A 12716-nucleotide genomic window follows, 5' to 3' on the forward strand; every position below is an offset into this window, starting at 1 on the left:
GCTCTACCAACTGAGCTATCGCGGAATCTGCTGCGTATGTTACTGATTGATAAGGGGAAGTCAAGCCTCCCCTGATCATTTTGCTTACAGCACCTGGACGATTGCCTTGATCACGGCATCGATGTTGCGCTGGTTCAGCGCGGCCACACAGATGCGCCCGGTGTCCAGAGCGTAGATGCCGAACTCGCTGCGCAGACGGCCTGCCTGCTCGGCCGTCAGGCCCGAGTAGGAAAACATGCCGGCCTGGCGGGCGACGAAGCTGAAGTCGCGGTTGGCGCCCTGAGCGGCCAGGCCTTCGACCATCTGCAAGCGCATGCCGCGAATACGCTGGCGCATTTCACCCAGCTCCTCTTCCCACATGGCGCGCAGCTCGGGGCTGTTGAGCACGTTGGCGACGATCATGGCGCCGTGGGTAGGCGGGTTGGAATAGTTGGTGCGTATCACGCGCTTGACCTGAGACAGCACGCGAACGCTTTCTTCCTTGGACTCGGTGATGATCGACAGGGCACCGACACGCTCGCCGTACAGCGAGAACGACTTGGAGAACGAGCTGGAGACGAAGAAGCTCAGGCCGGAGTCGGCGAACAGGCGCACGGCGGCGGCGTCTTCGTGGATACCTTCGCCGAAGCCCTGATAAGCCATGTCCAGGAACGGCACGTGACCCTTGGCCTTGACCACTTCCAGCACCTTGACCCAGTCGGCCGGAGTCAGATCGACGCCGGTGGGGTTGTGGCAGCACGCATGCAATACCACGATGGAACCGGCAGGCAAGGCCTGCAGGTCTTCGAGCATGCCGGAACGGTTAACGTCGTTGCTGGTCGCATCATAGTAGCGGTAGTTCTGTACCGGAAAACCTGCGGTTTCGAACAGCGCGCGGTGGTTTTCCCAGCTTGGATCGCTGATGGCGACCACGGCGTTGGGCGAGAGCTGCTTGAGGAAGTCGGCGCCGATCTTCAAGGCTCCGGTACCGCCCACAGCCTGAGTGGTGACTACCCGGCCAGCGGCCAGCAGCGGCGACTCGGCACCGAACAGCAAGGTCTGTACGGCTTTGTCGTAGGCGGCAATGCCGTCGATGGGCAGGTAGCCGCGAGCGGCATGCTGTGCAACGCGCTGGGTCTCGGCTTCGATGACCGCGCGCAGCAGGGGAATTCGCCCCTCTTCGTTGCAGTAAACGCCCACGCCCAGGTTCACCTTGTCGGTGCGGGTATCGGCGTTGAATGCTTCGTTGAGGCCCAGGATAGGATCGCGGGGTGCCAATTCGACAGCGGAAAACAGGCTCATTTTTACCGTAGCTCTGAAAGGAGAGTGAAGGGGGATGCACCGCTCCATTGCAATGCACTGAGCGGTGCACAAACGGGGAGTCAGTATAGAGATGCCTGCGCCGTGGGGCGACAGGTTGCACAAGGTTTTACCGGATTATTTCTCGACCGTTGGTCTCGTCGATCGGTGTTCGGCCCCATGGGGTCTTGAAACTGGTCAGAGGGGGCGCCAATTAGGTATAAGTACTGTCTATAAATACAGTCGGAAACGTCCGATTGTTGCAACTCAAGAGGTAAGTCATGTCCGAGTTCCAGCTCGTCACCCGTTTCCAGCCCGCCGGCGACCAGCCTGAAGCCATTCGCTTGATGGTGGAAGGTATCGAGGCGGGCCTGGCGCACCAGACGCTGCTGGGCGTAACCGGTTCAGGCAAGACCTTCAGCATCGCCAATGTGATCGCCCAGGTGCAGCGCCCGACCTTGGTGCTGGCGCCGAACAAGACCCTGGCGGCGCAGTTGTATGGCGAGTTCAAGGCGTTTTTCCCGAACAACGCGGTGGAATACTTCGTTTCTTACTACGACTACTACCAGCCTGAGGCCTATGTGCCGTCGTCCGACACCTTCATCGAGAAGGATGCGTCGATCAACGACCACATCGAGCAGATGCGCCTGTCGGCGACCAAGGCGCTGCTGGAGCGCAAGGACGCCATCATTGTAACGACGGTCTCTTGTATCTACGGTCTCGGCAGCCCGGAAACCTATCTGAAGATGGTGTTGCACGTGGACCGTGGCGACAAACTGGACCAGCGCGCCCTGCTGCGGCGTCTGGCCGATCTTCAATACACCCGCAACGAGATGGATTTCGCCCGGGCCACGTTCCGCGTGCGCGGCGACGTGGTGGATATCTTCCCGGCGGAATCGGACCTCGAGGCCATTCGAATCGAGCTGTTCGACGATGAAGTCGAGAACATTGCCGCGTTCGATCCGCTGACCGGTGAGGTCACGCGCAAGTTGCCACGGTTCACCTTCTACCCCAAGAGTCACTACGTTACACCGCGCGAGACCCTGCTCGGGGCCGTCGAGGGCATCAAGGAAGAGCTCAAGGACCGTCTGGACTACCTGCGTGACAAGAACAAGCTGGTAGAAGCCCAGCGGCTGGAGCAGCGGACCCGTTTCGATCTGGAAATGATTCTGGAATTGGGTTACTGCAACGGCATCGAAAACTATTCGCGGTACCTCTCGGGCCGGCCTTCCGGTGCGCCGCCGCCCACCTTGTATGACTACCTGCCCGCCGATGCACTGCTGGTGATCGATGAGTCCCACGTCAGCGTTCCGCAGGTCGGGGCCATGTACAAGGGCGACCGCTCGCGCAAGGAAACTCTGGTGGAATACGGGTTCCGCCTGCCGTCGGCGTTGGACAACCGACCCATGCGCTTCGATGAGTGGGAGGGGGTGAGTCCGCAGACCATTTTCGTTTCCGCCACACCCGGGCCCTATGAAGAAGAGCATGCCGGCCGAATCATCGAGCAGGTGGTGCGCCCGACCGGGTTGGTCGACCCCCAGGTGGAAGTGCGCCCGGCGACCACCCAGGTCGACGACCTGCTGTCGGAGATCCGCAAGCGTGTGGCCACCGACGATCGCATCCTGGTGACCGTGCTCACCAAGCGCATGGCCGAAGATCTGACCGATTATCTGGCCGATCACGACGTGCGAGTGCGCTACCTGCACTCGGACATCGATACGGTGGAACGTGTGGAAATCATCCGCGACCTGCGTCTGGGAGCGTTCGACGTGATCGTCGGCATCAACCTGTTGCGCGAGGGCCTGGACATGCCCGAGGTGTCGTTGGTGGCGATTCTGGATGCTGATAAAGAGGGCTTCCTGCGCTCCGAGCGTTCGCTGATCCAGACCATTGGCCGGGCGGCGCGCAACCTTAACGGGCGGGCGATTCTGTATGCCGATCGCATGACCGGCTCGATGGAGCGGGCGATAGGTGAGACTGAGCGTCGGCGTGACAAGCAGATTGCGTTCAACGAGGCCAATGGCATCGTACCCAAAGGTGTCATCAAGGATGTCGCCGACATCATGGAAGGCGCTACCGTGCCGGGCTCGCGCAGCAAGAAGCGCAAGGGCATGGCCAAGGCTGCCGAGGAGAACGCACGGTACGAGAACGAACTGCGCTCACCTAGCGAGATCACCAAGCGCATCAAGCAGTTGGAAGAGAAGATGTACCAGTTGGCTCGAGATCTGGAATTCGAGGCTGCAGCGCAGATGCGCGACGAGATCGGCAAGCTGCGGGAACGGTTGCTCAAAGTCTGACACCGCGCCGCGCCCATCGCGGGTAGAACCCGCTCCCACAGGGCCCGAGTCACCTGCTCGACCCTTGTGTCAGCAGACTGTGCCCCACCGCGATCCCGCTGCCAACCCGCCCCCTGTGAGAGCGGGCTCTGCCCGCGATGCCCTCACCGCAATCCCGCGGCCAACCCGCCCCTGTGGGAGCGGGCTCTGCCCGCGATGCCCGCACCGCTGTTCCCGGCCGATCCCCTACACCCGCAGCCACACGATCACGATTCTGGAGCCCGCCCCCCACTCCCTGCTACCATCCGCGTTTCGATTCAACCTGCTCGAGACCCTCCATGACCGTTCGTACGCGTATCGCCCCATCGCCCACCGGCGACCCCCATGTCGGCACGGCTTACATCGCCCTGTTCAACTATTGCTTTGCCAAGCAGCATGGCGGCGAATTCATCCTGCGCATCGAAGACACCGATCAACTGCGTTCGACCCGCGAGTCCGAACAGCAGATCTTCGACGCCCTGCGCTGGCTGGGCATCGAGTGGAGCGAAGGTCCGGACGTTGGCGGCCCTCACGGTCCTTACCGACAGAGCGAGCGGGGCGATATCTACAAGAAGTACGCCCAGCAACTGGTCGACCTGGGCCATGCCTTCCCGTGCTTCTGCACCGCCGAAGAGCTGGACCAGATGCGTGCCGAGCAAACCGCACGGGGCGAAACGCCACGCTACGACGGTCGTGCCCTGCTGCTGTCCGCCGAGGAAGTCCAGCGTCGCCTGGCCGCTGGCGAGCCTCACGTCATTCGCATGAAAGTACCCACCGAAGGCGTCTGCGTGGTGCCTGACATGCTGCGCGGCAATGTCGAGATCCCATGGGACCGCATGGACATGCAGGTACTGATGAAGACCGACGGTTTGCCTACCTACTTCCTGGCCAACGTCGTCGACGACCACCTGATGGGCATCACCCACGTGTTGCGCGGCGAAGAATGGTTGCCTTCGGCGCCCAAGCTCATGAAGCTCTACGAATACTTCGGCTGGGAGCAGCCAGCGCTGTGCTACATGCCGCTGCTGCGTAACCCGGACAAGAGCAAGCTGTCCAAACGCAAGAACCCTACCTCGGTGACGTTCTACGAGCGCATGGGCTTCATGCCCGAGGCCATGCTCAACTATCTGGGGCGCATGGGTTGGTCCATGCCGGATGAGCGCGAGAAATTCTCGTTGTCCGAGATGGTCGAGCATTTCGACCTGTCGCGGGTCTCTCTGGGCGGGCCGATCTTCGACATCGAGAAGCTGTCGTGGCTCAACGGCCAGTGGCTGCGCGACCTGCCTGTGGAAGAATTCGCAGCCCGGGTGCAGAAGTGGGCATTCAACCCCGAATACATGATGAAGATCGCGCCTCACGTGCAGGGCAGGGTGGAAACCTTCAGCCAGATCGCGCCATTGGGCGGGTTTTTCTTCGCCGGCGCTTTGCAGCTGGATGCCAAGTTGTTCGAGAGCAAGAAGCTGTCCCCTGATCAGGTGCGTCAGCTGATGCAATTGATCCTGTGGAAACTCGAAAGCCTGCGCCAGTGGGACAAGGAACGCATCACCGCTACCCTCCAAGCAGTGGTCGAATCGCTGGAGTTGAAGCTGCGTGATGCCATGCCGCTGATGTTCGCCTCGATCACGGGGCAGGCCAGCTCGGTCTCGGTGCTGGACGCCATGGAGATCCTGGGGCCTGATCTGACCCGCTTCCGTCTGCGCCAAGCCCTGGACTTGCTGGGCGGCGTATCCAAGAAAGAAAACAAGGAATGGGAAAAGCTGCTCGGCACCATCGCCTGACGCTCCGGGGCGGCGTAGCCGCCCTGTAGCAGCGGCGTAAGCCGCGTCCCCCCTCTCCAACCCGACTCACCGGTAAGTCCCTGTTATCCCAATAAAAAAAAATCAAAAAATCTTGAAAATAAGTTTGACAGGTCTTCATGGTCGCCTTAATATGCGCCCCGTCCACACAGCAACACACTGTTTGGGGCTATAGCTCAGCTGGGAGAGCGCTTGCATGGCATGCAAGAGGTCAACGGTTCGATCCCGTTTAGCTCCACCAAATTCCAACCTGCATGTCGCGGTTTGACATCAGGCAGATCAGATCCAGACTGATCATGGTAGAAGGTTTGTCCCCTTCGTCTAGTGGCCTAGGACACCGCCCTTTCACGGCGGTAACAGGGGTTCGAGTCCCCTAGGGGACGCCAGTTGTACAGAGATGCAGAGTGAAGTCTGCATCCCGCCGCAGGGCGATAAATTCGGGGCTATAGCTCAGCTGGGAGAGCGCTTGCATGGCATGCAAGAGGTCAACGGTTCGATCCCGTTTAGCTCCACCAATTTGCCAGAGTCCGCTTCGGCGGGCTTGATTGAAGGTTTTGCGTCCCCTTCGTCTAGTGGCCTAGGACACCGCCCTTTCACGGCGGTAACAGGGGTTCGAGTCCCCTAGGGGACGCCACGATTACCCGCTCTGCGGGACTTATAAGGCTCATTCGATTATTGAATGAGCCTTTTGTTTTTCTGCCCTCCGCAAAAATTCCCTTAAACTGTCTGCTCCACAGCCTGCCGGAGCCTTCATGAATTGGGATCGACCCACCCCCTTTGTCATCGACCTCGCTGTCACCTCTGAAGACATCGATGGCCTTGGCCATGCCAATAACGCCGTGTATGTCACCTGGCTGGAGCGCTGCGCCTGGCGCCATTCCCAGTCGCTGGGGCTGGATCTGGTGGAATATCGCCGTCTGGATCGCGCCATGGCCGTGGTCCGCCACGAGATCGATTACCTGGCCAGCGCCTACGAAGAGGATGAGTTGCAGTTGGGTACCTGGATCGTCGATTGGGATCAGCGCCTGAAGATGACCCGCCAGTTTCAGCTGGTGCGGCCGCGCGATGGCGCGGTGCTGTTGCGCGCGCGTACCACGTTCGTGTGCATCGAGTTGTCCAGTGGCAAGCCCAAGCGCATGCCGGCGGAGTTTGTGCAGGGCTACGGGCCGGCGTTGCTGGCGGCGCAGGGCGGTGGTCTGTAGTCGCGGCCTGAAGGCGCGAAGAGGTCAGCACAGCCACGCCGGACTTTTCTGCTAATATCCGCCCCCTTTGAAACCCTCTGTCCCGAGAAACACCCATGCAACTAGCCTTGGCGCCCATGGAAGGCCTGGTCGACAATATCCTGCGCGATGTCCTTACTCAGGTAGGCGGCATCGATTGGTGCGTCACCGAGTTCATACGCGTCAATGAGCGTGTGCTGACCGCGGCTTATTATCACAAGTTCGGACCCGAACTTCTGGAAGGCTCGGTCACGCGTGCCGGCACGCCGTTGCGCGTACAACTGCTGGGCTCTGATCCGGTGGCACTGGCCGACAACGCCGCGTTCGCTTGCACCCTGGGTGCGCCCGTCATCGACCTGAATTTCGGTTGCCCTGCCACGACCGTGAACAAGTCCCGAGGCGGGGCGGTATTGCTCAAGGAACCCGAACTGTTGCATCGCATCCTCCAGGAGGTTCGGCGCACCGTGCCCAGTGAGATTCCCGTGACCGCCAAGATGCGCCTGGGTTTCGACACGCCCGACAGCGCCATCGAATGCGCCACGGCCCTGGCAGAAGGCGGTGCCGACGTTTTGGTGGTGCACGCGCGCACCAAGGTCGATGGCTACAAGCCGCCTGCCCACTGGGAGTGGGTGGCCAGGGTGCAGGATGTAGTCAAGGTGCCCGTGTATGCCAATGGCGAGATCTGGACCGTGGAAGACTGGCGACGCTGCCGCGAGATCAGCGGAGCGGAGGACTTCATGTTGGGTCGCGGCCTGGTCTCGCGCCCCGACCTTGCTCGCCAGATCGCTGCGGCGCGACAGGGTGTCGACCTGCCGGAGATGACCTGGGCCGAGCTGATGCCACTGATCCGCGAGTTCTGGCGCCAGGCCAGGGAGCAGCTCACGCCTCGTCAGGCGCCGGGCCGTCTGAAGCAGTGGGTGGCGATGCTGACCAGGACCTATCCGCAAGCTGTCGAGCTGTTCACTTTGCTGCGCCGTGAGCAGGACTGCGATCGTGTAGAACAGCTGCTCAGCGGCGAGGCTTCTCAGGCGGCGTGATATGGCAGGCGAAGAAAAGGCGACCCATGGTCGCCTTTTTTGTGTGCAAGATCGGGCCGTCAGGCGTGCCGGCGCACCCCGGACTGCACGGGGGTGCTGCCAGCAGCGGCGAACAGCACCAGATGATCGGCTGCGACCTGGATGCCGACGTCCGTGCCGGGCGCATAGTCGATGTGGCTGGGAAACACGGCCTCCAGCTGGCTGCCAGTGGCAAGCTGAAGTCGATACAGCGTCGCGGCACCCTGGAAGCTTTTGCCGATGATTCGTACCTTCAGTGCGCTGTCCGGCGCATGCACCAGATCGTCGGGCCTTAACAACACATCCACGGCACTGCCCGCAGGCCAGGTGTAGGCGCGATTGCCGCGCAGTTCGCCCAGTTCGGTGGTCACGGTGTCGGGACTGGTCAGTTGCCCGCGGATGAAATAGCCCTGGCCGATAAAGCTGGCGACAAACGGCGTCGCCGGCTCGTGGTAAAGGTTGTAGGGGGTATCCCATTGCTCCAGTCGGCCTTCCTTGAACACGCCGACATGGTCGCTGACCGCGAATGCTTCCTCCTGGTCGTGGGTCACCAGAATGGCACTGGTGCCGCGGCTCTTGAGTATGTCGCGGACCTCATGGCTCAAGCGTCGGCGCAGTTCCACATCGAGGTTGGAGAACGGCTCGTCCAGTAGCAGCAGCTGCGGTTCAGGCGCCAGGGCCCGCGCCAGCGCCACGCGCTGTTGCTGACCGCCGGAGAGCTCGTGGGGGTAGCGTTTGTCCAGGCCGCCCAGGTTCACCAGCTCGAGCATCTCGCTGATCACTCGCGCTTGTTGCGGGTGCTTGCGGATGCCGAAGGCGACGTTCTCGGCCACGGTCAAATGAGGGAAGAGTGCGTAGTCCTGGAACACCATGCCGATGCGGCGTTTCTCCGGTGCCAGCGTGAAGCCGGCCCTGGAGATGACTTCGCCACCCAGATGGATTTCACCCTCGTGCACCGGCTCGAAGCCTGCGATTGCGCGCAGGGTGGTGGTTTTGCCGCAGCCGGAGGAGCCCAGCAGGCAGCCAATGTCGCCCGCGTTGAGGTGCAGGTTCAGGTTCTGCACCACTCGCTGGCCACCGTAGCCGCAGGCAAGCTCTCGCAGATTCAGCAGCAGCGGCTGGCTCATGCTGGGCGATACCCTGGCGCGACCAGAAACTCGAGCAGCGCTTTTTGTGCGTGCAGACGGTTCTCCGCCTGGTCCCACGCCACCGCGCGGGGGTCGTCGAGCACGTCGTGGCTGATCTCTTCACCCCGATGAGCTGGCAGGCAGTGCATGAACAGCACATCCGGCGCGGCCAGGTCGAGCAGTTCGCGGGTGACCTGATACGGGGCAAACAAGGCCAGCCGGCGCGCTGTCTCGTCTTCCTGCCCCATGGAGGTCCAGACGTCGGTGCTGACCAGGTCGGCGCCGCGTACGGCTTCCTTGGGGTCGCGCACAATTGTCACGCGGCTGCCCGCCTGCTCGACGAATTGCGCGCTGGGCTCATAGCCCTCGGGGCAGGCGACGCGCAGCTGGAAATCGAACTGGATGGCCGCTTCGATATAGCTGTTGCACATGTTGTTGCCGTCGCCGATCCAGGCCACGGTCTTGCCCTGGATCGAGCCGCGGTGTTCCAGATACGTCTGCATGTCGGCCAGCAGCTGGCAAGGGTGAGAGTCGTCGGACAGGCCGTTGATCACGGGTACGCGGGAGTTGGCGGCGAACTCGGTCAGGGTGCTGTGGGCAAACGTTCGGATCATCACCGCGTCGAGCATGCGCGACATGACGATGGCGCAGTCGCCGATGGACTCGCCACGGCCAAGCTGGGTGTCGCGTGGAGACAGGAAGATCGCCTGGCCGCCCAGCTGCACCATGCCGGCTTCGAAGGACAGCCGGGTACGCGTCGAGGACTTCTCGAAGATCATGCCTAGTACCCGATTCTTCAGGGGCTCGAACAATACGCCGCGGTTACGCAGGTCTTTGAGCTCGACCCCTCGACGGATGACGCTGACCAGCTCTTGGGGCGTGCAATCCATCAGGGAGAGAAAGTGCCTTGCGCTCATCATTGACTACCTTTTTTGCCACAGACCGCAGATGCTCAGAACCAGGTTTTTCGGAAAAACGGGTGAGACCTGCAGCGAAAGCCGCACAGGGCGACGAAATTTAAGGGAAGACGCCATCCTATAAGGAACTGTCGCCTTTTACCAATAGGGGCCTGAATTTTTGCTGTGCAGACACCTGTAACAACCCATGTTTGCCAAAGCGCTGCGGGTGCGGTTCGTTGATCGCCGCAAGACCGCCGGGCAGGTGAAAAGCTGAACCACTGGCGTCTCCCATTCGTCTATTCTTGCAGTGAACAGCGCGGCCCATGTCATAAAGCCACCCAGCTGACCACGTGACGTTTCCTTAATGCGGCCTCTGAGTTATAAAGAGGCCTGGCAAGATTCACGGAGCTCATGGAATGGAATCGAAAGAACAACAGCTGGTCGAGTTGCTGGGGCTGACCGCCCGAACCTTGACCCACCTCACTGCTTCCATGACTTCGATGTCTTTCGAGCTCCTGCGCAGCGACGATGAGGTCACTCGCAGTGCCGGCAAGCGCATGATCGACCGTATGGCGACCATCAGCACCGGACTGGACGATCACTGGCGTCTGATTGGCGAGCTGACCGGCGTTCACGTAGCTCAGGAAGAGATCGAAACCGTGCTGGAAATTCAGCTGCAGGTGCCTTCTGCGATGAATTGAGCGACGGCCTGCGCGTCGATTCGGTCATGCCGTACCGAAGAGCCCGAGCGTGACGCTCGGCTTTCCTGTTACAATGGCGCACCGTGCCGACCAGTCGACTGTCGGACCTAATCTATCGGATACAGAAGCCGAGCGAGGTGCTCCATGGATATTATCGAAACGATCAAAGAGCAGATTGCCAACAACACAGTCCTGCTTTACATGAAAGGCGCGCCCAATGCTCCGCAATGCGGCTTCTCGGCCAAGGCTGCACAGGCCGTCATGGGTTGCGGCGAGAAATTCGCCTACGTGGATATCCTGCAGAACCCGGAAATCCGCGCGAACCTGCCCAAATACGCCAACTGGCCTACTTTCCCGCAGCTGTGGGTAGCCGGCGAACTGGTTGGCGGCAGCGACATCATGGCCGAAATGGCCGCCAACGGTGAGTTGCAGACCTTGATCAAGGAAGCGAGCGCCAAGGCAGCCGCGGTCAAGGCCGACGCCTGATCTTCGATGGGCTGGCCCTGTTGCCGGCTCCATGAAAAAAGCCCCGCCTGTTTGCACAGTGCGGGGCTTTTTGTTGGGCGATGATTACGCTTCTTCGCCCATGCTCGACTGCAGGTAATTTTCGATACCTACCTTGTCGATCAGGCTGAGCTGGGTTTCCAGCCAGTCGATATGTTCTTCCTCGGATTCCAGGATGTCTTCGAGCATCTCGCGGCTACCGAAGTCACCGACAGTTTCACAGTGAGCAATGGCGGCCTTCAGGTCGGCCAGGCCTTTGTATTCCAGCTTGAGATCGCACTCGAGCATCTCTTTGGTGTGCTCACCGATCAGGATCTTGCCCAGCTCTTGCAGGTTCGGGATGCCTTCAAGAAACAGAATACGCTTGATCAATTTGTCAGCGTGCTTCATTTCATCGATGGATTCCTTGTACTCATGCTTGCCAAGCTTGTTCAGGCCCCAATCTTCATACATGCGTGCGTGTAGGAAGTACTGATTGATAGCGACCAGCTCGTTACCGAGGATCTTGTTGAGATGCTGGATGACGCTGATATCGCCTTTCATGTTCGGGGCCTTCGCGGGTGGAGAGATCGATAGGCCGAAGTTTGAGCCCGACACCTGCTACTGTCAAACCTAAGTTATTGAATAATAAGTGAAAATTAATCGGAATAAGAATGACTGAGTTCTGCATTTGTGGCTAAGTCATTGTATTTCAGACATAAAAAAACCGGACCTGGGTCCGGTTCTTTGAAATGGCGGTAAATCAGGCGGCGGTAAATTCGACGGGATAGGGCAGGGTGGACGTCTGGGCACTCTGTATTTCGGTCAATGTATCGCGTACGACCTCTTTGGCCAGGCACGCACATTTACCACACTGCATGGCGACCCCGAGAGTCTCGCGGACGTCGCGATAGCTGCAGCAGCCATCGTAGATCGCTTCGCGGATCTGGCCATCGGTGACACCTTGGCAAAGACAGACATACATAAAAGAGGACCGTCGCTGTGTTGGACTCAGTGCGCTCGATCCTAATGGTAATGAGAATGCTTGTCAAAACAACTTCCAGCACTACTAGCGGGGTGCGATGAACGGTCAATGGCGGGGTCGGCGGTAGTGGGGTTCGCGGAAACGACACGTAAACCTGTGTATCATCCAGTCCCTTCATTGCACCGAAATCAGGAGATACCGCATGAGCGTACTCGTAGGCAAGCAAGCCCCGGACTTCAATGTTGCCGCTGTACTGGGCACTGGCGAAATCGTCGACAGCTTCACCCTGTCGTCCGCCATCAAGGGCAAGTATGGGCTGGTGTTTTTCTATCCACTGGACTTCACCTTCGTTTGCCCGTCCGAGCTGATCGCGCTGGACAATCGCATCCCTGAATTCAAGGCGCGCAACGTGGAAGTGATCGGCGTGTCGATCGACTCGCACTTCACCCACAATGCCTGGCGTAACACGCCGGTCAACGCCGGTGGCATTGGTCAGGTGCAGTACACCCTGGCTGCCGATACCAAGCACGAAATCTGCAAAGCCTATGATGTCGAGTCCGAAGGCGGCGTGGCTTTCCGTGGTGCGTTCCTGATCGACACCCACGGCGTCGTGCGTTCGCAGATCATCAACGACCTGCCACTGGGTCGTAACATGGACGAGCTGTTGCGTCTGGTCGATGCCTTGCAGTTCCACGAAGAGCACGGCGAAGTCTGCCCGGCGAACTGGAAGAAGGGCGACAAGGGCATGACCGCATCGCCTGAAGGCGTCGCTGCCTACCTGAGCGAGCACGCCGGCAAGCTGTAAGCTTCGCCCGTAAAAAAACGGCGCCTGTACCGGCGCCTTCGCGGCTGTACGC

Annotated in this window: 12 protein-coding genes and 5 tRNA genes (1 of these 17 cut by a window edge); 11 read left to right on the top strand and 6 right to left on the bottom strand. The window is 60.3% G+C overall.

The features are described 5' to 3' along the window. Together B3397_RS16300 and B3397_RS16305 are read right to left on the bottom strand one after the other, a co-directional pair. Window positions 1-25 (bottom strand) — tRNA-Asn (locus tag B3397_RS16300) (it extends 63 nt beyond the left edge of the window). Window positions 26-84: 59 nt separating this feature from the next. Next, window positions 85-1281 carry an amino acid aminotransferase gene (locus tag B3397_RS16305; protein ID WP_296251976.1) on the bottom strand — a complete coding sequence of 399 codons (1197 nt, stop codon included), beginning with the start codon at window positions 1279-1281 and terminating at the stop codon, window positions 85-87. A gap of 278 nt (window positions 1282-1559) precedes the next feature. On the opposite strand from B3397_RS16305, the gene uvrB reads away from it, so the two are divergent. The 8 genes from uvrB to B3397_RS16345 all read left to right on the top strand — a co-directional run bounded on the left by uvrB (window position 1560) and on the right by B3397_RS16345 (window position 7646). Further along, window positions 1560-3575: an excinuclease ABC subunit UvrB gene (uvrB, locus tag B3397_RS16310; protein WP_296251977.1), complete on the top strand. Its 2016-nt coding sequence runs from the start codon at window positions 1560-1562 to the stop codon at window positions 3573-3575. Window positions 3576-3892: 317 nt separating this feature from the next. After that, window positions 3893-5371 (top strand): glutamate--tRNA ligase, encoded by a 1479-nt coding sequence (gltX, locus tag B3397_RS16315; RefSeq protein WP_296251979.1) that lies wholly within the window; start codon window positions 3893-3895, stop codon window positions 5369-5371. Window positions 5372-5554: 183 nt separating this feature from the next. Further along, window positions 5555-5630: transfer RNA gene (locus B3397_RS16320), tRNA-Ala, on the top strand. Window positions 5631-5699: 69 nt separating this feature from the next. Next, window positions 5700-5775: transfer RNA gene (locus B3397_RS16325), tRNA-Glu, on the top strand. Window positions 5776-5828: 53 nt separating this feature from the next. After that, a tRNA-Ala gene (locus tag B3397_RS16330) sits at window positions 5829-5904 on the top strand. 43 nt (window positions 5905-5947) lie between these two features. Beyond that, window positions 5948-6023 (top strand) — tRNA-Glu (locus B3397_RS16335). 118 nt (window positions 6024-6141) lie between these two features. Next, the gene (locus B3397_RS16340; RefSeq protein ID WP_296251981.1) at window positions 6142-6591 is read left to right on the top strand and encodes an acyl-CoA thioesterase; all 450 of its coding nucleotides are present in this window, start codon (window positions 6142-6144) and stop codon (window positions 6589-6591) included. 95 nt (window positions 6592-6686) lie between these two features. Further along, window positions 6687-7646 (top strand): tRNA dihydrouridine synthase, encoded by a 960-nt coding sequence (locus tag B3397_RS16345; RefSeq protein WP_296251983.1) that lies wholly within the window; start codon window positions 6687-6689, stop codon window positions 7644-7646. Window positions 7647-7705: 59 nt separating this feature from the next. On the opposite strand, the gene B3397_RS16350 is transcribed toward B3397_RS16345, so the two are convergent. Beyond that, the gene (locus B3397_RS16350) at window positions 7706-8791 is read right to left on the bottom strand and encodes an ABC transporter ATP-binding protein (protein WP_296251984.1); all 1086 of its coding nucleotides are present in this window, start codon (window positions 8789-8791) and stop codon (window positions 7706-7708) included. Next, window positions 8788-9708, bottom strand: a complete 921-nt coding sequence (argF, locus tag B3397_RS16355) for an ornithine carbamoyltransferase (RefSeq protein WP_296251986.1) — start codon at window positions 9706-9708, stop codon at window positions 8788-8790. Before argF ends, B3397_RS16350 begins: the two co-directional genes overlap by 4 nt. A 398-nt stretch (window positions 9709-10106) precedes the next feature. On the opposite strand from argF, the gene B3397_RS16360 reads away from it, so the two are divergent. Both B3397_RS16360 and grxD read left to right on the top strand, forming a co-directional pair. Beyond that, window positions 10107-10391 carry a hypothetical protein gene (locus B3397_RS16360; protein WP_296251988.1) on the top strand — a complete coding sequence of 95 codons (285 nt, stop codon included), beginning with the start codon at window positions 10107-10109 and terminating at the stop codon, window positions 10389-10391. Between the two features lie 144 nt (window positions 10392-10535). After that, window positions 10536-10877 (top strand): Grx4 family monothiol glutaredoxin, encoded by a 342-nt coding sequence (gene grxD, locus B3397_RS16365; protein WP_296251990.1) that lies wholly within the window; start codon window positions 10536-10538, stop codon window positions 10875-10877. Between the two features lie 84 nt (window positions 10878-10961). Here the strand turns inward: grxD and bfr are convergent, their stop codons facing one another. Then, window positions 10962-11438 (bottom strand): bacterioferritin, encoded by a 477-nt coding sequence (gene bfr / locus B3397_RS16370; RefSeq protein ID WP_296251992.1) that lies wholly within the window; start codon window positions 11436-11438, stop codon window positions 10962-10964. A gap of 199 nt (window positions 11439-11637) precedes the next feature. Further along, window positions 11638-11859, bottom strand: coding sequence for a bacterioferritin-associated ferredoxin (locus B3397_RS16375; RefSeq protein WP_296251994.1), 222 nt, complete (start codon window positions 11857-11859; stop codon window positions 11638-11640). A 202-nt stretch (window positions 11860-12061) separates the two neighbouring features. Between B3397_RS16375 and B3397_RS16380 the strand changes: the two genes are divergently transcribed. Further along, window positions 12062-12664 (top strand): peroxiredoxin, encoded by a 603-nt coding sequence (locus B3397_RS16380; protein ID WP_296251996.1) that lies wholly within the window; start codon window positions 12062-12064, stop codon window positions 12662-12664. Window positions 12665-12716 lie beyond the last annotated feature (52 nt).

The sequence above is a fragment of the Pseudomonas sp. UBA4194 genome (assembly GCF_002379585.1).
Lineage (GTDB): Bacteria > Pseudomonadota > Gammaproteobacteria > Pseudomonadales > Pseudomonadaceae > Aquipseudomonas.